This is a genomic window from Salarchaeum sp. JOR-1, assembly GCF_007833275.1.
In the GTDB taxonomy this organism is placed as follows: Archaea; Halobacteriota; Halobacteria; order Halobacteriales; family Halobacteriaceae; genus Salarchaeum.
The window spans coordinates 923,822-940,955 of record NZ_CP042241.1 but is presented as its reverse complement, the minus strand read 5'-3'; the positions used below and the strand labels follow the sequence as shown (position 1 = coordinate 940,955).

General features: G+C 69.5%; 20 protein-coding genes. 7 read left to right on the top strand and 13 right to left on the bottom strand.

Going from position 1 to position 17,134, the window contains the following annotated elements; all coding sequences use genetic code 11:
* Nucleotide 1: 1 nt before the first annotated feature.
* From FQU85_RS13600 to FQU85_RS05925, 4 genes are all read left to right on the top strand, one after another.
* Nucleotides 2-1,234, top strand: coding sequence for an ABC transporter permease (locus FQU85_RS13600; RefSeq protein ID WP_240792455.1), 1,233 nt, complete (start codon nt 2-4; stop codon nt 1,232-1,234).
* Nucleotides 1,231-2,181, top strand: a complete 951-nt coding sequence (locus FQU85_RS05935; RefSeq protein WP_145845623.1) for an ABC transporter ATP-binding protein — start codon at nt 1,231-1,233, stop codon at nt 2,179-2,181. The genes FQU85_RS13600 and FQU85_RS05935 overlap by 4 nt, the downstream gene beginning before the upstream one ends.
* A 23-nt stretch (nt 2,182-2,204) precedes the next feature.
* Nucleotides 2,205-2,978, top strand: coding sequence for a DUF6517 family protein (locus tag FQU85_RS05930; protein WP_145845621.1), 774 nt, complete (start codon nt 2,205-2,207; stop codon nt 2,976-2,978).
* An 81-nt stretch (nt 2,979-3,059) separates the two neighbouring features.
* On the top strand, nt 3,060-3,533 hold the full coding sequence (locus FQU85_RS05925) for a hypothetical protein (RefSeq protein ID WP_145845618.1): 474 nt from the start codon (nt 3,060-3,062) through the stop codon (nt 3,531-3,533).
* Between the two features lie 110 nt (nt 3,534-3,643).
* Here the strand turns inward: FQU85_RS05925 and rdgB are convergent, their stop codons facing one another.
* From rdgB to FQU85_RS05875, 10 genes are read right to left on the bottom strand one after another with little or no spacing between them, the layout of a single operon-like run.
* Nucleotides 3,644-4,186, bottom strand: a complete 543-nt coding sequence (rdgB, locus tag FQU85_RS05920; protein WP_145845616.1) for an RdgB/HAM1 family non-canonical purine NTP pyrophosphatase — start codon at nt 4,184-4,186, stop codon at nt 3,644-3,646.
* Nucleotides 4,187-4,223: 37 nt separating this feature from the next.
* The gene (locus tag FQU85_RS05915; protein ID WP_145845613.1) at nt 4,224-4,496 is read right to left on the bottom strand and encodes a DUF5808 domain-containing protein; all 273 of its coding nucleotides are present in this window, start codon (nt 4,494-4,496) and stop codon (nt 4,224-4,226) included.
* 28 nt (nt 4,497-4,524) lie between these two features.
* Nucleotides 4,525-6,168, bottom strand: a complete 1,644-nt coding sequence (locus FQU85_RS05910; protein ID WP_145845609.1) for a bifunctional N(6)-L-threonylcarbamoyladenine synthase/serine/threonine protein kinase — start codon at nt 6,166-6,168, stop codon at nt 4,525-4,527.
* A gap of 15 nt (nt 6,169-6,183) precedes the next feature.
* Entirely contained in the window at nt 6,184-6,315 is a 132-nt protein-coding gene (locus tag FQU85_RS05905) for a 30S ribosomal protein S27ae (RefSeq protein WP_145845606.1), read from the bottom strand.
* Entirely contained in the window at nt 6,315-6,641 is a 327-nt protein-coding gene (locus tag FQU85_RS05900) for a 30S ribosomal protein S24e (RefSeq protein ID WP_145845604.1), read from the bottom strand. The genes FQU85_RS05905 and FQU85_RS05900 overlap by 1 nt, the downstream gene beginning before the upstream one ends.
* Nucleotides 6,642-6,693: 52 nt before the next feature.
* A complete protein-coding gene (locus tag FQU85_RS05895) occupies nt 6,694-7,230 on the bottom strand; it encodes a GTP-dependent dephospho-CoA kinase family protein (RefSeq protein ID WP_145845600.1) in 537 nt (178 codons plus the stop codon).
* Nucleotides 7,230-7,427, bottom strand: coding sequence for a transcription elongation factor subunit Spt4 (spt4, locus tag FQU85_RS05890; RefSeq protein WP_145845598.1), 198 nt, complete (start codon nt 7,425-7,427; stop codon nt 7,230-7,232). The genes FQU85_RS05895 and spt4 overlap by 1 nt, the downstream gene beginning before the upstream one ends.
* A complete protein-coding gene (locus FQU85_RS05885) occupies nt 7,428-7,988 on the bottom strand; it encodes a DNA-directed RNA polymerase (RefSeq protein WP_145845595.1) in 561 nt (186 codons plus the stop codon).
* Complete coding sequence (locus tag FQU85_RS05880; RefSeq protein WP_145845593.1) at nt 7,989-8,369, bottom strand: twitching motility protein PilT; 381 nt, start codon at nt 8,367-8,369, stop codon at nt 7,989-7,991.
* A gap of 1 nt (nt 8,370) precedes the next feature.
* The gene (locus FQU85_RS05875) at nt 8,371-9,609 is read right to left on the bottom strand and encodes a translation initiation factor IF-2 subunit gamma (protein WP_145845591.1); all 1,239 of its coding nucleotides are present in this window, start codon (nt 9,607-9,609) and stop codon (nt 8,371-8,373) included.
* Between the two features lie 100 nt (nt 9,610-9,709).
* Between FQU85_RS05875 and FQU85_RS05870 the strand changes: the two genes are divergently transcribed.
* Nucleotides 9,710-10,723, top strand: a complete 1,014-nt coding sequence (locus FQU85_RS05870) for a lysylphosphatidylglycerol synthase transmembrane domain-containing protein (protein WP_145845589.1) — start codon at nt 9,710-9,712, stop codon at nt 10,721-10,723.
* Between the two features lie 30 nt (nt 10,724-10,753).
* Nucleotides 10,754-11,725 carry a DUF5787 family protein gene (locus tag FQU85_RS05865; protein WP_145845586.1) on the top strand — a complete coding sequence of 324 codons (972 nt, stop codon included), beginning with the start codon at nt 10,754-10,756 and terminating at the stop codon, nt 11,723-11,725.
* A 94-nt stretch (nt 11,726-11,819) separates the two neighbouring features.
* Here FQU85_RS05865 and FQU85_RS05860 read toward each other — a convergent pair whose 3' ends face one another.
* Genes FQU85_RS05860 through FQU85_RS05850 form a run of 3 tightly spaced genes read right to left on the bottom strand, consistent with a single transcriptional unit; the run spans nt 11,820 to nt 15,809 of the window.
* The gene (locus FQU85_RS05860; RefSeq protein WP_145845584.1) at nt 11,820-12,644 is read right to left on the bottom strand and encodes an MBL fold metallo-hydrolase; all 825 of its coding nucleotides are present in this window, start codon (nt 12,642-12,644) and stop codon (nt 11,820-11,822) included.
* Nucleotides 12,645-13,988 (bottom strand): 26S protease regulatory subunit, encoded by a 1,344-nt coding sequence (locus tag FQU85_RS05855; RefSeq protein ID WP_145845582.1) that lies wholly within the window; start codon nt 13,986-13,988, stop codon nt 12,645-12,647.
* 48 nt (nt 13,989-14,036) lie between these two features.
* Complete coding sequence (locus FQU85_RS05850; RefSeq protein ID WP_145845580.1) at nt 14,037-15,809, bottom strand: flippase activity-associated protein Agl23; 1,773 nt, start codon at nt 15,807-15,809, stop codon at nt 14,037-14,039.
* Nucleotides 15,810-15,935: 126 nt separating this feature from the next.
* Between FQU85_RS05850 and FQU85_RS05845 the strand changes: the two genes are divergently transcribed.
* Entirely contained in the window at nt 15,936-17,081 is a 1,146-nt protein-coding gene (locus FQU85_RS05845) for a thiolase family protein (protein WP_145845577.1), read from the top strand.
* Nucleotides 17,082-17,134: the final 53 nt, after the last annotated feature.

The window sequence follows — 17,134 nt, the reverse complement described above, 5'->3', positions numbered from 1 at the left end:
CGTGACCCTCACCTCGCGCATCGGAACGCGACCACTCCTCCTCACGGGCGTGGTCGTACAACTCGCGGCGTTCGCCGTCGCCATCGGCACCGGCCACCCGACCGCGTACGCCGTCTTCGCGGTGCTGTCCGCGGGCGCGCTCGCGCTCGGCACGCTCCCCGGGTTCGCCGTCCCCCCGCTGGCCTTCGTCCTCCTGATAGCCACCGGCGAGAACGGAGTCCTCTACGCGGGCGTCGGCGGTATCGTCCTCCTCGCCACCGCCGTCCTCACCGCTGACCGCGACCGCGACCGCGGCCTGTTCGGCCTCGCGCTCGCCGTACTCGTCGGCGCCGTTCTCTCCCTCTCGTGGGAGTTCCTCGCCGGATTCGGGCTCGCCGGATACGCCCTCGCCGCCGCCGGGTTCGTCGCGCTCGGCGCCGCGCTCGCCATCGTCGCCGGAGCCGGTGCGTTCGACACGCTCTTCGCGCTCGTCGGCGCCAGCCTCCTCGTCGCGCTCGGCCTCCCACTCACCATGATCGTCGCGCGCCAGGACCCCGGACTGGTCTTCGAGAAAGCCACGAACCCCGCCGTCCAGCGCTCGCTCTACATCACCATCTTCGCGCCGCTGCTCGCCGCCGTCGCGACCGTCGCGCTCGGCGTGCCGCTCGCCTACCTCCTCTCACGCGGCTTCCCCGGACACACGCTCGTCGAAAGCCTCGTCGACCTCCCCCTCGTCGTCCCCCACTCCGTCGCGGGCCTCGCCATCCTCTTCGCATTCGGCCGGAGCGCCGCCTTCCCCGACCTCAACGTCTACCTCGGCCTCGCCGGCATGGTGCTCGCGATGATGTTCGTCAGCGCGCCGTTCGCCGTGAACGCCGCCCGCGAAGGCTTCGAAGCCACCGACGACGGCCTCTCCCGGGCCGCCCGGAGCCTCGGCGCGAACCGCTGGGAGACCTTCAAGCGCGTCGAAGCGCCGCTCGCGGCCCGCGGCGTCCTCACCGGCGGCGTCCTCTCGTGGGCGCGATCCGTCAGCGAGTTCGGCGCCGTCGCCGTCGTCGCCTACAACGTCTCCTTCTTCTACCCGCCCGCCGGCGAGAACGTCACCAGCCAGCACGCCCCCGTGTTCATCTACAACACGTTCACTTCGCAGGGACTCGCGGACTCCGGCGCCATCTCCGCGTTGCTGCTCGTGCTCGTCGCCGTCATCTTCGTGCTCATCAGAACCGTCGCGTACGACGAGGGAGGATGGCCATGACCCTCCACTTCGACGTCTCCGCCCGGTTCAGCGACGCCGACGCCGCGTTCGACGTCGCCGCCGACCTCGCCGTCGCGGACGGCGAAACCCTCATCCTTCTGGGACCGTCGGGAAGCGGGAAGACCCTCCTCCTCGAACTGGTCGCGGGCTTCCACGACCACGACGGCATCGTCGAACTCGGCGGCACCGACGTGACCGACAGACGGCCGGAAGACCGCGGGTTCGGATTCGTCTTCCAGAACTACGCGCTCTTCCCCCACCTCACGCCCCGAGAGAACGTCGCGTTCGGAACCGAGTACCACGACGACGCCCGAGACCCAGACGACCTCCTCGCGCAGTTCGGCGTCAGCGACCTCGCCGACCGCTCCGTGACGACGCTCTCCGGCGGGGAGCGCCAACGCGTCGCGCTCGCGCGCGCGCTCGCCGTCCGCCCGAACGCCTTCCTCCTCGACGAACCCCTCTCGGCGCTCGACGCCCCGACCCGCGACCAGCTCCGCGCCGAACTCCTCGACGTCCTCGACGGCGAGACAGCGGTCTACGTGACTCACGACCGAACGACCGCTCGCGCGCTCGCCGACAGGGTCGCCGTCATCGCCGACGGCCGCGTCCGACAGGTCGGAAGCGTCGCGGACGTCTTCGACCGGCCGGACTCACCGTTCGTCGCGCGATTCACGGGCGCGAACTGCGTCCCTCCGTCCATCATTCCCGCCGCCCGCTGCGAGACCGCCGACGCCGATCGCGTCGCGTTCCGCCCGGAACACGTCACGCTCGGCAGCGGCGACGCTACCGCCGACGTCGTCCGAGTCGTCCGGGAGGACGCCACCCACCGCGTCACCCTCGCCGTCGACGGCGTCGAGTTCGACGCGCTCACCGATCACGCACCCCAGAACGACACGGTCACCGTGGGCGTTCCCGCGAACCGGCTCCACCCCGTCGAACGAACTTAGGGTATGGGCTCCCTACCACGGGTATGAACCGCCGAACGCTACTCGGAGCGAGCGCCGGACTCGGGCTCGCCGGACTCGCGGGCTGCTCGACGCTGGCGCGAGCGTCCGTCTCACCACCGGACGTGCCGACCCAAGAGATGCAGGACGCCGGCTGGAAGCAGACTGATTCGAGCGAACGCACGCTCATCGAACAGTCCTACGGCCCCGTGACGTTCACCGCGAAGGGCTACACGACGACGTACACGGACGCCGCGCTCAATCAACGAATCCAGGAGGCGACGCTCGGCCGCGTGACGAGCCGGCTCGCGCTGTTCTCCGCGACCCGCATCGACTTCAGTCCGGACATCGGGAACCTCCCGGGCGGTATCGGTCAGCAGGAAGTGCTGGCCGAGGTTGAGGCGAGCGCGCGCGCGCAGTTCCGCGACCGCCTCACCGACGCTGGACTGTCGAACGTCGAACGCACCGGAACAGGGTCGTTCGAGGTGGCGACCGGAGAGTCAGCAAGCCTCACCGAGTACAAGGCGACCTACAAGATACCGACGTTCGAGTTCCCCGTCACGAACAGCGAAACGGTGACCATCGACGGGGAGACGCTGACCGTTCGCGGCGACCTCGCAGTCTGGCATCACGGCGACTACGGCGTCGTCGCCGGCGGCGCGTGGGTCGGAGAGAACTTCGCACGATCCGTCACGGAGGAGATCTCGGACGCCATCACCGTGTCCGTAGATGTTGACCTAGACCTCGAACCCGGGGCGTATCAGCAGGAGATCCACCGGTTCATGCGTCAGACGTCATGACCTGGCAGAACCTGTTCGACGCGGCTGACGAATACGAGGTCAGCGAGTCGGAGATACGGGCGGCCCTCGACGACTACCGGAATGAGTGACGAACCTGATCCCGCGACCGTCGTCGCGGACGCGGACGTGCTCGCCGCCGACCTGCTCTGCGGCGGCGCAGCGCGGGACGCTCTCGACCACGTGCGCTCGCACTCGTGGGCGACGCTCGTCGTGAGCGATCCGCTGCTGGACGACGCTCACGCCGTCGTCGCGGAACTCGCGGACGCCGACCTCGCCGACGCGTGGCGCGAGCGCATCAGCGAACTCGGAGAGTTCGTCGAGCATCCAGCCGGCGACCATCCCGGGCTGGCGTGCGCGTACCACGGGAACGCCGCGCACCTCGTCACGTTCGACGACGACTTGCGGTCCGTCGACGCGAACGCGTCGCTGAAGAAGTACGTGACGACGAGCGTGAAGTCCCCGGACGCGTTCGCGCGGCTGTTCGACCCCGAGCGACTGTACCCCGTCGTCGCGGACGGCGAGTATCCCGGCCCCGACCGCGACCCGCGGGCGTAAGGGAGAGCTAGCACGGCGGCACGGCGTGTCGGAGGGGGAGCGTGCCGCCGGGTTTCGCTGTCTCCCCGTCCGCGAGCGTTACGACACGACCGGTCTGGCCGCGGCTTCCCCTATGAATCCTCGGCAAGCCAGTCCGCGAGTTTCGCGAGCGCGCGACCGCGGTGGCTGAGCGCGTTCTTCTTCTCCGTCTCCATCTCCGCGAACGTCTCGCCGTCGTGTTCGAATATCGGGTCGTAGCCGAATCCGCCCGACCCGCGCGGGGCGACGAGCGTCCCCGAAACCGCGCCGTCGAACGTCTCGACGGTGTCGCTGTCGGCGTACGCGACCGTGCAGCGGAACGCGGCGCGCCGGTCGTCCAGTGATTGCGCGAGTTCCCAGACGCGATCGATGCCGAGCGTGTCCTCGACGTAGGCCGAGTAGGGGCCCGGAAAGCCGTCGAGTTTTTCGACGAAGAGCCCGGCGTCGTCGACGATGACGGGTTCGTCGCCGCCCGCGGCCTCGTAGGCCTCTTCCGCGCCCGACGCGGCGATGGCCGCGAGGCTGTCGCTCTGAATCTCCGTGTAATCGTAGTCGAACTGTTCGACTGCAGTGAGGTCGGCGAGGTACTCGCGGGCCTCCCGCACCTTTCCCTGATTGGTCGTGACGAACTTCATACGCCTCCTGGACGGGCGGAGAGAAAAACGCCGTCGGTTAGTCGTCCACGACGACTTCGACCGCGTCGTCCACGACGTCGTCCTCGCTCTCGTCGCCGGACTGCTGCTGGTAGAGGAGGACGCCCGCGACCGCGAGCACGACCCACGACCGCCAGTTCGCGAGGTTCAGCGTGTACCCGACGCCGAACGGCTTCTCCACGAGCATCCCCTCGCCGGGCTGCCAGTACGACGACGCCATGTTCGAGAGGGAGGGACGCTCGAAGTTGTACGGCACGCCGAACAGTTCACCGGATGACGGCTTCTCGGACATACCCGTGGATACGCGGAGGCGGACTAAATCAGTTGGGGGAGCGATAGCGGCCGCGCCCCAGGATCTCGCCGAGCTGGTCGAGCACGTCCGCCGCTCCGTGTTCGCGGTAGGCGTCCGCGGCGGCGTCGAGGAGCGGGTCGGGGTCGTCGGCGGTGCCGGCGAGGCTCTGCTGGAAGACGTGAATGTCCATCGCGTAGTCCTCCACGTCGTCCGTGTAGTACCCGAGGCCGAAGTCGATGAGGTAGACGCGGGTGTCGTCCGTCGCGTCGTCGCGGCTCCCCCGCTCGGTCGTTCCGCGTCGGGTCGCGACGCGCGCGTTCCGCGTTGTCGGGTCGCCGTGCACGAACCCCGCGTCGTGAATCCGGGCGAGGTGGCGTGCGGTCTCGCGCACCGTGGTCTCGGTGAGGGCGTCCCGGAGATCGGCGTGCCCGACGTGTTCGAACTCGATGGTGCTCTCGGGAACGTCCACGTCGAACACGACAGGCGTCGGAACGCCGACGCGTCGCGCCTCGCTCGTGAGGCGGGCCTCCAGTACCGTGCGGTCGCGGCGGAGCCGCGAGTCGAGCGCGGCGTGCCGGTACGCCTTCGGCCGTCGGTGTTTCGTCACCGTGTCCCCGAGGGAGACGACGGCTTCCGCGCCCTGCACGTCCGCCGCGCCCGCGGGCTGAAGGACGCTCGTCTCGCGGTCGCGCCACGTCACAGGCACCTCGTCCGGCCGGTAGTCCGAGTCCACCGCGGACTCCGCGACGGGGAGGGTGTCGCCGGCGTCGTACATCTTCGCGCCCAGCACCGCTATCATGCCCGCATTGTCCCGGAGGAACCGGGGGTCGGGCGCGTAGAACTGCGCGCCGCGCTGCTCGCACATCGATTCGAGCATTCCCCGCAGCCGAGCGTTCTGTCCGACGCCGCCGCCGAGCACGAGTTCGTCGCGGCCGGTGAGGCCGAGCGCGCGCTCCGCGACCTCGGTGAGCATCCCGAATATCGTTTCTTCGAGACCCCTGCATACGTCGTCGACGGGCGTGCCGTCGTCCACCTCGTCCTTCGCCGCGGACATGATACCCGAAAAGGAGAAGTCCATGCCCTTCACGACGTACGGGAGGTCGACGTACTCGCCCCGCTTCGCGTGTTCTTCGACCTTCGGGCCGCCGGGGTGACTCCAGTCGAGGTGTCGCGTGAACTTATCGAGAGCGTTCCCGACGCCCGTGTCCATCGTCTCCCCGAGCACGCGATAGCGGCCGTTATGGTACCCGAGGATGTGGGCGTTCGCGCCGGAGGCGTTCAGGCAGACGGGCGCGTCGAAGTCCGCGTAGTGCCGGCCGACCTCCAAGTGGGCGACCATGTGGTTCACGCCCACCAGTGGCACGTCGAGCACCTGCGCGAGCGACCGCGCCGCCGTCGCGACGATGCGGAGACACGGCCCGAGTCCCGGGCCGCGCGAGAACGCCACCGCGTCGACGGGGCCGGCCGCCGAATCGAGCGCGTCCCGGATAACGCCCGGAATCGCGTCCCGCATGTGCTCTGCGGCCTCCCGCGGATGGATCCCGCCCTCGGCGGGCTGATAGGCGTCCGAGTGAATCGTCACGCTGCCGGCGTCCGGATCCTGCAGGTCGTCGGTCTCGTACACGGCCGCGCTCGCGCACCACGCAGTACCCTCGACGCCGAGAACGCGCATCAAAAGAGCGTTACCTTACTCCCACTCGGTGTACCCGCACTTCCCGCAGTGCTGGCGGTCACCGTGGTCCGCGAGGAACGTGTTCCCGCATCGGGGGCACTGCTCCTTCGTCACCTCGCCGTCCTCGTAGTACTCGTGTCGCGCCATTACTCCTCACCCTCCGCTTCCGCGGCGTCCGCGCCCTCCTCGGACTCGGCGGAGATCTTGTTCCGGTCGAGCATGTACGCCTGCTCCACGTCCACGGCCGACTCCGCGGAGTCGTACACCTTCGCGTACCCGACGGTCTTGCGCATCCCGAACTTCGTGTCGAGGCTGTGCACGACGACCTCGTCCGAGTTCTTGTCGAGCTGCGCCGCGAGACTGTCGCGAACGGAGAGACGGGAGGGAGACGCATCCTCGTGCGTGATTTCGAACGAGACCTCGGTCCGGTGGAGCAGGGGGTTGTCGTCCTGCTCCAGAATGTCGATTTCCATGGTCAGTTGACCCTCACTTGTCTCGGTTCGCTCAAAAGGATTTCGAAGCCCCCTACGAGTCCAGCAGCCGCCAGAACGCCGCCTCGGTTTCGAGGAGCCCGAGGAGGTCGCGCACCCGTTCCTTGCGTTCGCTGTCCACGTTCACGAGCACCATCCCCTCGCCGGGCTGGCCGTACACGACGGACGCGCCGGCGGGCGCGGCGACGACCGCCGGCAGGGACGCGAGGTCTTCCTCGCCGTCCACGACGAGTAGCGTCGTCTCCTCGCGGCCGATGGCGTCCACGAGCGCCGCCACGAGTTCGTGGGAGAGCGTCGCCGGGTCGGACGCGACGTGCACGTCCGTGTCCGCGTCCGGGAACCCCTCCACGATTTCCTCGTCGACGGCCTCGCGTTCGGTGCGGCCGTCCACCACCGACACGTGCGGCGTCGCCCCCGCGCGTTCGAGGTGGTACGTCACCACGTCGCCGACGGCGATAACCGGGCTGCCGGCGTCCGCGAGCAACGCCTGGGCGTCCGTGTAGATGCGGCCGAGCGGGTCCTTGAACTCCGCGCGCGCGGACTTCGGGAGGCGTGCGACCGTCCGGGGCACTATCGAACCTTGAGCGCGTACTCGCCCGCTTCCGCGACTTCCATCTTCTCCGCGATCTCGGACTGCTCGGGGTGCGTGATGACGACGTAGCCCGCCCAGTCCTCCGTGAGCGAGTTCGACCCGCAGTACGGACACGTCTCCTCGTCCGGGTCGACGATGCGGTGGCAGTCGTGGCACGCGAGCCTGTTGGACGCCATCTAGAGGCCCTCCTCTTCCTCGCGCTTCTCCTGCAGCCAGCCGTGCTTCCCGAGCCCGGGCTGCTTCGCGGTGAGACCGATCTTGGACTCCCGGGGGTTGCGCTCGTCGATGCTCTTCGTGACGATGCGCGCCCGCACGGAGTCGCCGACGCTGAGAACCTGGTTCGACTCGCGGCTGGCGAGCTGCTGGTTCTCCTCGTCGTACGCGAGGTACTCGTCCGAGATCTGGCTGACGTGCAGCAGGCCGTCCACGGGCCCGATGCCGACGAACGCGCCGAAGTTCACGACCTCGACGACCTCGCCGTCGATGACTTCCTGCATCTCGGGGTCGAACGCGAGCGCGTCGAACTCGGCCTCGTAGTAGACGCCCGGCCGGTTCGGGAGCACCGCGCCGTCCCCGATTTCGTGGACGTCGGTGACGGTGACGATGCTCCCGAGGTCTTCGTCCATCCGGCCCTCGAGTTTGTCCTGCAGGAGTCGTTTCACCAGGTCGGGCGTGACGTCCGCCAGGTGTTCGGGGGGAACTTCGATCGTGTCCGTGAGGCGTGCTCGCTTGTACATCTATGGTTGAGTGCGTGTGAGTTGATTCCGGCCCCGTAAATGGATTACTGGCACGCCCGCGTCGAGCAGGCGTTCCTTCAGGGGGGCGTCGTTCGTGACGACCGCGTCCACCGCGCCCGACGCGCCGAGCGCGTGAACGGCGTCGTCCGCGTACGATTCCTCCGTTTCGACGGTGTCGCAACGGGCCGCGAGGTCCGCGCCCACGCTGGCCGCCCGGCCCTCCTCGCCGCCCGACTCCGAGAGGGAATCGAGTTCGGCGAGCACGGGTTCGGGGACGACCGCGTCGTACGTGCCGACGAGGCGGTCGAGTTCGTCGAACAGCCGAACGCCGGCTTCGACGGGCATCATCAGCGCGTTCGCGTCCACGGCCACTCGCGTCATGTTATCCGTCCAGCGTCCCGACGCCGATGAGCCGCCAGCGCGCGCCGACGCGGCGATTAATGGCGATTTTCGAGCCCTCCTTCGCGCAGACGGGGCGCTTGAGTTGGACTTCGCACTCGCCGTCCCGCGCGCTCGTGACGGCGCCGACGGTGGTGGCGGTGCCGACGGTGAGCATGAGGGGTTCGCCCGTGTTGACCGGGTCGACCGTCTCGCCCTCCTCCGCGCCGACGAGGCGGTCGAGGAGCTCGACGCTCATCGTGAAGTCGTTCCAGACCGGGGGGAGCGCGTCCGGGTGGCCGGCGACCTGGCCGGCGAGCGCGTCGCCCTTCGTCAGAGACGGGTCGAGACCCGTTCCGACGCCGAGCAGGCCGCCGGGGGTGGCGGCGTCCACCATCTCGTCGCCGGCCTGAATCGACCGGACTTCCGTGGTGATCGGGCGCCACTCGGTCTCGCCGCCCTCGTCCACTTCGCGGCCGGGCCGGATCTCGAAGTCGTCGCCCGCTTCGAGTTCGCCCTCGACGAGACTCCCGCCGACGACGCCGCCCTGGAGGCCCTCCCAGGTGGTTCCGGGGCGGTTGATGTCGAAGGAGCGCGCGACGAACATCTCGGGGTCGGCGTTCGGGTCGCGGTCGGGCGTCGGGATCTCGCGCTCGATGGCGTCGATGACGAGATCCGTGTTGATATCCTGTTCGGCGCTCACGGGCACGATGGGCGCGTCCTCCGCGACCGTTCCCGCGACGAACTCCTTGATCTGCTCGTAGTTCTCGCGCGCCTGCTCGGCGTCCACGAGGTCGACCTTGTTCTGCGCGATGACGACGTTCTCGATGCCGATGATGTCGAGCGCCATCAGGTGCTCTTCGGTCTGCGGCTGCGGGACGGGTTCGTTCGCGGAGACGACGAGCACCGCGCCGTCCATCAGCGCCGCGCCGGAGAGCATCGTCGCCATCAGCGTCTCGTGACCCGGTGCGTCCACGAACGAGACGGTTCGCAGAACCTCGGTATCCACGCCGTGTTCGGGGCAAGTCTCCTCGACGGTGAACGCCTCGGGTTCCTCGCACTCGGGGCACTTGCGGAACGTCGCGTCCGCGTACCCGAGCCGAATGGAGATGCCTCGCTTCATCTCCTCGGAGTGCTGGTCGGTCCATTCGCCGGACAGCGCGCGCACGAGCGTCGTCTTGCCGTGGTCGACGTGTCCGACGAGGCCGATGTTCACCTCCGGTTGTCGATTGTTTTGGGCCATTGAGTAATCTTGCGTGATTTTCGCCCCGAGCGCCTGATAAACCTACTGTTACAGTTCGACGCCCGTCAGCTACATCCCGTCGCCGTCCCCAGTCGGGTGCGTGGACACACCCGTCGAAACCCGGTCGGTGGTCGTCGGCTTCCTCGCGGGAGTGCTGCTCACCGCGCTCCTGCTCTGGGTCGTCGGCGTCGGAACGGTCGTAGACGCGCTCTCCAGAGCGCGCCCGCGCCGCCTCCTGCTCGTCGCCGCGGCCGCGGTCTGCTGGCTGGTCGCGTGGGCGCTCAGCCTCCGCACCGTCCTCCGCGTGCTCGGACGGGACGTGAGCGTGCTGCGAGCGGTCGCCGTGTACGCCTCGACGACGTTCGCGAACAACGTCACGCCGTTCGGGCAGGCGGGCGGTGAACCGTTCAGCGCGTACCTCATCTCGCGGGAGACCAACGTGGAGTACGGCACGGGGTTCGCGGCGATTTCGAGCGTGGACGCCCTCCACTTCGTCCCGTCGCTCACGCTCGGCGTCGCCGGGTTCGGCTACCTCGCCGCGACCGCGACGCTCGGCGACCGGCTGACGTTCGTCGCCGCCGCCGTCGCCGTCCTCGCGGTCGGCCTCCCCGTCCTCGTCTACCTCGCGTGGACGAACCGCGACCCCGTCGAGCGCGGCGTCGCCCGCGCCGTCGCGCCCGTCGCTCGCCTCGTCGGCCGCGTCGTCCCGCGAATCGACACGCCGGACGCGGCGGCCGTGGAGGCGCGCGTCGACGAGTTCTTCCGCGCCATCGACCGCGTCGCCGCCGACCGCCGCGGCCTCCTGCTCGCAATCGGGTTCTCCGCGCTCGGCTGGCTGGCGCTCGCCGCCTCCCTCTGGAGTTCGCTCTACGCGCTCGGGTACACGATACCGCTCGTCGTCGCGCTGGTCGCCATCCCCGTTGGCGACCTCGCCGCCGTCGTCCCGATTCCGGGCGGCCTCGGCGGCCTCGAAGCCCTGCTCGTCCTCGTCGTCGCCACCCTCACCCCGGTTCCCGCGGCCGCCGTCGCCGCCGCCGCGCTCGTCCACCGCGTCGCCACCTACCTCTTCCCGATGGTGCTCGGCGGCGCGGCCGCGGCCGTCATCGCCGACTAGCTTTTCCGCGACGACAGCCTTCCTCACCGCATGCGCGAGTTCGCGTTCGAACTCCGGCTCTGCGCCCACCTCGAACCCCGCGAGGGCGTCGTGAGCCGACAGCTCGGCGCGAGCGTTCACGGAACCGGAAACCGGATTCTGGACGTGGTGACGGTCGCGCCCGGCCCGGCGTTCGACGAGCGCGTGGCGCTCACGCCGGACGAGATCCCGAGCGGCGTCCTCGACGCGGACGTGGGCGTGGGGCGGTGGCGGCGCGTCACGGACGCGTTCGACGGACCGCCGGAGCGCGCACACCGACTCGCGGAAGCCGGCGCGGACGCGGGCTTCCTCGAACTCGATCGGAAGCGCGGTCAGCGAGTCGCGCGGCAGGTCGCGCGCTACCCCGACGACTGGTTCGGGCGACTCGTCGGCATCGAGAACAAGCCCGACCTCGGGACGCCGGGCGACCTCGACTTCCAGCTCCGGCACGACGCCGCGCTCGGCCTCCTCGACGAGGTGGTGTTGGCGACGGAGTCCTACGTGACGCGCGCTCACTTGAACCGCATCCCCGAAGGCGTCGGGGTGTGGCGCGTGGACTTCGATCGCGACGACCCGATAGAGGTAGTGCGGGAGGGGACGCCGCTCGACCCGTCCGCGCCGGGCGTCGAAATCCGGGACGAGCGCGGACTCGAAACGAGGGTCGGGTTCGTGTCGCCCGACGAGAAGGCGGCGAAGCGCCGGCGACTGGCGGAGCGCGCGTTCGGGAAGGGATGGCGAACCTACGGGCTCCCCGACTGCGCGCAGAGCCGTCCCGGCCGGGAGGCGGGCGCCGCGACGCTCCCACACTGCGCGTTCAAACAGCGGCTGGTCGATGCCGCGAGCGAGTGCGGCCCGGACTGCCCCGGCTACGAACCGGGGGACTCGCCGGCCGCCGACCTCGACGGGGAGCGCGCGGCGCGAACCGCGTGGACGCCCGACGCCGGCGAGAAGCGCCGGCAGGCCAGCCTCGACCGTTTCAGTTGAGGCTGCACCGGGACGCTTGCATTCCCGCACATGAGCCCCGCAACGGCCGCCTCGGTCTCGGCGTCGCCTATTCGAGGTCGCCGTCGGCGCCTCGCTAGAGCTCGTGCTGCTCGCCGTCCACCGCGAGCGGGTCGTCGAACGCCGCCTCGACCGGATAGAAGTGAGAGACGTGCACCAGCCGAGTGCGGTCGGCGTCGAGTTCGTCCGCGAGCGAGACCGCGCCCTCCCGCGTCATATGCTTCGTGCCGAACGTCCGCGGAATCCCGTCTCCGTCCTCGTGTCGGCCGCCCATCGGGTGATGGTCGCAGAGCGCGGCGGGGACGATGGCGTCCGCGAGCAGGAGGTCGGCGTCCCTGAGCGCGTCCCGGGACTTCGCCGGGACGTCGTAGGTCGTGTCCCCGGTGAGTGAGAGTTTCGCGCCCGTCTCCGGATCCTGCACGACGGCGCCGTAGCAGACGAGCGGCGGATGGTCCACCGGGACGAGCGTCACGTCGAACCCCGCCGCGCGGAAGGTCTCGCAGGGCGCGTGCCCGTGGACGGTGACGGGGTCGAGGTAGTCGTACTTCTCCCGCACCGTCCCCGCGACGGACTGTCCGGTCTCGGGGTCGCGTTCGTTCGTCGCGTGCACGGGCAGGTCGTCGACGAGGCGGTACGCGTTCCCGAGACCGTCGAGATGGTCGAAGTGCACGTGCGTCACGACGGCTTCGTCCGGGAGAGACACGTCCTGCGTGAGAAACTGGTGGCGGAAGTCCGGGCTCGCGTCGAGGAGGAGGGAGTCGCCCGTGCGTTCGTTCTCGACGTGCACCGAAAACCGGGTTCGTTCGACACCGCGTGCGCGGGCCTCCAGACAGGTGTCGCAGTCGCACCCCGGCGTCGGCGTGCCGGTCGTGTCGCCCGTTCCGAGGAGTGTGACGCGCATCTAGTGCGTGTGAACGTGGTCGTGTGCGTCGCCCGAGTCCTCGCCTGCGCCCTCGTCGCCCTCGACCGAGTCGCCGTGCGTGAGCGCGTCCTCCAGGTTGTCGAGGTTGCGGAGGTGGTCGCGCTCCTCGAACTGCTCGACCGCGCCGAGGAGGTCGTCCTGCGTCAGCGTCGTGCGGTCTTCGGTCAGCGCGTCCAGCACGGCCTCGCGCATCACGAGCCGGAGGTCGCTTCCGGTGAGTCCGTCCGTCGCCGCCGCGATCTCCTCGGGGTCGAAGTTCTCGATGTCCATGTCGTGCGTGATGAGGCGGAGGATGTCCGCCCGCATCGGCTCCGACGGGTTCGGGAACGCGAGAATCTCGTCGAACCGCCGCCACACCGCCGAGTCGAGGTCGTCCGGGTGGTTCGTCGCGCCGATGAGGAGGACTTCGTCCCGAATCAGGCTGATTTCGTCGATGCTCTTCAGGAGGGTGTTGACGGCGCGCTTGATCGCCGCGTGCTCGTCCGAACTCCGGGTTTTCGCGACGAAGTCGAACTCGTCGATGAAGAAGATGCAGGGCGACAGCCGGCGCGCAACCTCGAACACCTTATCGACGTTCTTCGCCGTCTCACCGAGGTACTGACTCGTTATCATCGAGAGCTTCACCTCGACGAACGGGAGGTCGAGGCTGTGCGCGAGCGCCTTCGCCGTCGACGTCTTCCCCGTGCCGGGCGGGCCGACGAAGAGGAGTTTCCCGATCTCGTACAGGCCGACCTCGGCGAGGAAGTCACGGTGTTCGATCGCCTTTCCGACCTTCCCGATTTCCGCCTCCTGTTCGGGCGTGAGGACGAGGTCGTCCATCGTCACGTCGATTTCGGAGGGCGCGCGAACCTCCACGAGGTCGAGCATCTCCTCGTCCTCCTCGTCGAAGAACTCCGCGAGCAAGCCGTCTATCCACTGCGGATCCGCGCGGACCGGCCGGTTCTCCGACCGGGCGGCCTCGTAGTCCACGCCCTCGCGGTCCTCGAACTCGTGTGCGAGCGCCGGGTTCCGGTTCAGTCGGTCGGCGTCCGCCCGCTCGTCGTACCACTCGCGCGCCATGTCGTCGTTCACGAGGTTCAGCCGCCCGCTGAAGGTGTCGCGGTCGGTGAACATCAGTCCCGAAATCTCCTCCCACGGCTCGGTGATGCCCGTGGCCTCGCGGACGGTGTCTTCGTCCACCGTCGGGGAGTCCGGCACGCCGTCCTCGGCCCAGAACGCCTCCCGGAGGTGGGGTGGGAGGTCGTCTTCGTCGAGACTCGGCGTCCGCCCGTAGACGCGAGCGGTGAGGAGAACTTCGATGACGTCGAGCGCCCTTTCGCTCATCGCCTACCCTTGCCGTGCGACCCGCTTAAGACCGTCGCCGAACGCGCGCTACGCGTCCGTGCGGACGTAGATGGCGAGGTCGCCGTGGCCCGAGGTGAGGTAGCGCGGGAACGTGTAGCGCGCGTAGCCGTCGAGGCGGTCGTCGATGTCGTCGCTCTCGCGGTCGAGCGTGACGACGACCGGCGGCGGGCTGTCGGGGAACGCGGCGACGGACTGGACGCTGGAGACGTTCGCGTCGTACTGGTCGAGGTACCAGGGGAGCGGGAGGCGCGCGAACCACCCGGGGTACGCGCCGCCCGCGTCACCGGGGACGTCCCAGTCGTCGATGGTGAACGCCTGGCTGCCGGTCGGGTTGTGGAACTCGTCGCCGTAGAACAGCACGTCGACGCCGTCGTTCGACTGGGAGACCTCGCGGATGTCGTGGAGGACGGGCTTCATGTCGCCCGCGGGCTGTGCGTACTGGACGAGCGGGTTCTCCGTGGACTGGTCGTAGGCGAAGGACGCGCCGGCCGCGACGCCGCCGGTCACGAGGGCGCTGAGCGCGAGCGCGGCGACGACGCCCGCGGCGAGCGACGGGCGGTCGGTCGCGAACGCCTCCCGGCCCATCCGGTAGAGCGCGGCGAGCGCGACGGCGGCGGGGACGGCGAGCGGGACGACCGCGTGAATCGCCGTCCACCCGGCCATGATGTCCGTGATAGCGGCGTACCCGAAGATGGACGCGAACCCCCAGTACGCGCAGAAGGCGACGAGGTCGCGGGGGGAGTCGCCGGCGTAGCGGTCGGCGACGAATCCGACGACGGCGAGCGGGAGGAGGGAGGGCGCGCCGACGATGGTGATTTCGAGGAGTTGGCCGAGGAACGCCACCATGGAGTGTGAGTGCATGCTCGCGCCGCCCCACGTGCCGAGGAACTCGAACCAGACGCCGACCGTCGCCTCCCGGAGCACGGGGAGGAGGGGGCGGCCGCCCGAGAGCGCGGTGTAGAGGTCGGGTTTCGGCGCGTAGAACAGGACGGCGACGACGAGCGCCTCCGCGAGCAGGAGGAGCGCGAGCGGAACGTACCGAACGACGGGGTTCCGCCGGGCGGCACGGAGGCCGTCGCGGACGTGCGCGGCGAGGCCGTGGCCGGGGTCGCGGGGGCCGCCGGCGAGCACGTCCACCAGTCCGAGGAGCCAGCGGTAGACGCGGCGCGCGCCGGCGACGGCGCGTCCGACCCAGCCGCGGTCGCCGGTGACGACGCGGCTGTCGGCGACGAGCGCGAGCGCGCCGACCCACGCGACCGGGTAGAGCAGGGCGTTTTCTTTCATCGTGAACCCGAGGCCGAAGAGGAGGGCGGCGACTGGCAGCCAGCGCAGGCGTTTGGTGTCCCACGCGCGGACGAAACAGCCGACGGCGGCGAACATCACCGCGGCGAGCAGGAGGTCGTTCCGCATGAACCGACTGTAGTAGAGGAGGAGGGGGTTCGCGGCGAGCAGGAGGCCGAGCGCGATGGTCTCGCCGTCCCGCAGGCGGGTGCGGTAGAGGAGGGCCGCCAGGGGGAGGAGCGCGCCCGCGACCGCGGGGAGGAGGCGCATCGCGAAGTCAGAGGGGCCGAGGAGGTCGAACAGGACGCCGTTGGCGTGCGGGAGGAAGGGGCCGTGAATGATCGGGCGGTACTCCCAGGTGCCCATCGCCATGTACTGGAGAATCCAGTCCGCGACCCGGGCCTCGTCCTGGTGAGCGACCCGGTGGCCGAGGTCGTAGAGGCGGACGGCGAGCGCGAGCGCGCTCACGAGGAAGAGCGCGGGGAGTGGGCGAGCGAGACGGCGGAGGAACCGACGCATGCGTTCGCGTAGCGCAGCGCCCGATAAACCGTTTGTCCTCTCCCGCGTCCGGCCGGTCGAAGAAACGTCTCGGAACGTGTGGCCCGTTGTGGCAGGCTTAAGGCCCTGTGGGCGCGAGACGACGGTATGGGAGAAATGCCCACGCCAGTCGTCGCGAAGGCCGTCCGAACGCCCCAAGGCAAGGAGGACGGCGTGTTCGCGGACACGCGTAGCGAAGACCTCTCGGTGACGCTCATCGACCACATCCTCGACGAGACCGGACTCGACGCCGAGCACATCGACGACCTGATGTGGGGCGTCGCGCAGCAGCGCACCGAACAGGACAACAACGTCGCGCGCGTCATCGCGCTGCTCTCCGAACTCGGAGAGAACACGCCCGCGACCAGCATCAACCGCTGGTGCGCGTCCTCGATGCAGGCCGTCATCAGCGCGAGCGACGCGATTCGCGCCGGCCAGCGCGACGCCATCATCGCGGGCGGCGTGGAGAACATGAGCCGCGTTCCGATGGGCGGCGACTCCTACAGCCACCTCCACCCGGAACTCGGCGAGAAGTACGACGTGTCCGACCTCCAGATGGGAATGACCGCGGAGAAGGTCTCCGAGGAGTTCGACGTGTCCCGAGAAGAACAGGACGAGTACGCGCTCCGCAGCCACCAGCGCGCCGCCGAGGCGACCGAGTCCGGTCGGTTCGACGACGAAATCGTGCCCGTCGAGACAGAGGACGGCGTCGTCGAGGAGGACGAGGGCATCCGGCCCGACACCGACCTCGAGACGCTCAGCAGCCTCCCGACCGTGTTCAAGAGCGACGGCACGGTCACGCCCGGGAACGCGAGCCAGATCTCGGACGGCGCGGCCGCGACGCTCGTCACGAGCGAGGAGTTCGCGGAGGAACACGACCTCGAAATCCTCGCGTACGTCGGCGACAACAACGTCGCGGGCGTCGACCCCACCATCATGGGCGTCGGCCCCGTCCCCGCCACGCAGGGGCTCCTCGAGCGCACCGGCGAGGACATCGAGGAGTTCGACCTCGTGGAGCTGAACGAGGCGTTCGCGTCCCAGACGCTCTACAGCCAGCGCAAGCTCGGCGTGGACGACGACAAGTTCAACGTGAACGGCGGCGCAATCGCCATCGGCCACCCGCTCGGCGCGTCCGGCGCACGCCTCCCCGTCACGCTCATCCACGAGATGCAGAAGCGCGACGCGAAGAAGGGACTCGCGACGCTCTGCGTCGGCTTCGGCCAGGGCGCGGCGATCACGTTCAAGCGCGACTAATCCGACCGCTCGCACCGCGAGCGGCCTTTTTACCGTAGCTTTTTCCGCGAGTG

Coding starts and splice junctions, on each gene's coding strand:
- FQU85_RS05845 (WP_145845577.1), top strand. CDS start 15,936: ATGGGAGAAATGCCCACGCCAGTCGTCGCGAAGGCCGTCCGAACGCCC.
- FQU85_RS05930 (WP_145845621.1), top strand. CDS start 2,205: ATGAACCGCCGAACGCTACTCGGAGCGAGCGCCGGACTCGGGCTCGCC.
- FQU85_RS05900 (WP_145845604.1), bottom strand. CDS start 6,641: ATGGAAATCGACATTCTGGAGCAGGACGACAACCCCCTGCTCCACCGG.
- FQU85_RS05915 (WP_145845613.1), bottom strand. CDS start 4,496: ATGTCCGAGAAGCCGTCATCCGGTGAACTGTTCGGCGTGCCGTACAAC.
- FQU85_RS05850 (WP_145845580.1), bottom strand. CDS start 15,809: ATGCGTCGGTTCCTCCGCCGTCTCGCTCGCCCACTCCCCGCGCTCTTC.
- FQU85_RS05880 (WP_145845593.1), bottom strand. CDS start 8,369: ATGACGCGAGTGGCCGTGGACGCGAACGCGCTGATGATGCCCGTCGAA.
- FQU85_RS05935 (WP_145845623.1), top strand. CDS start 1,231: ATGACCCTCCACTTCGACGTCTCCGCCCGGTTCAGCGACGCCGACGCC.
- FQU85_RS05905 (WP_145845606.1), bottom strand. CDS start 6,315: ATGGCGCGACACGAGTACTACGAGGACGGCGAGGTGACGAAGGAGCAG.
- FQU85_RS05860 (WP_145845584.1), bottom strand. CDS start 12,644: ATGCGCGTCACACTCCTCGGAACGGGCGACACGACCGGCACGCCGACG.
- spt4 (WP_145845598.1), bottom strand. CDS start 7,427: ATGGCGTCCAACAGGCTCGCGTGCCACGACTGCCACCGCATCGTCGAC.
- FQU85_RS05875 (WP_145845591.1), bottom strand. CDS start 9,609: ATGGCCCAAAACAATCGACAACCGGAGGTGAACATCGGCCTCGTCGGA.
- FQU85_RS05910 (WP_145845609.1), bottom strand. CDS start 6,168: ATGCGCGTTCTCGGCGTCGAGGGTACTGCGTGGTGCGCGAGCGCGGCC.
- rdgB (WP_145845616.1), bottom strand. CDS start 4,186: ATGAAGTTCGTCACGACCAATCAGGGAAAGGTGCGGGAGGCCCGCGAG.
- FQU85_RS05855 (WP_145845582.1), bottom strand. CDS start 13,988: ATGAGCGAAAGGGCGCTCGACGTCATCGAAGTTCTCCTCACCGCTCGC.
- FQU85_RS05865 (WP_145845586.1), top strand. CDS start 10,754: ATGCGCGAGTTCGCGTTCGAACTCCGGCTCTGCGCCCACCTCGAACCC.
- FQU85_RS05885 (WP_145845595.1), bottom strand. CDS start 7,988: ATGTACAAGCGAGCACGCCTCACGGACACGATCGAAGTTCCCCCCGAA.
- FQU85_RS05925 (WP_145845618.1), top strand. CDS start 3,060: ATGAGTGACGAACCTGATCCCGCGACCGTCGTCGCGGACGCGGACGTG.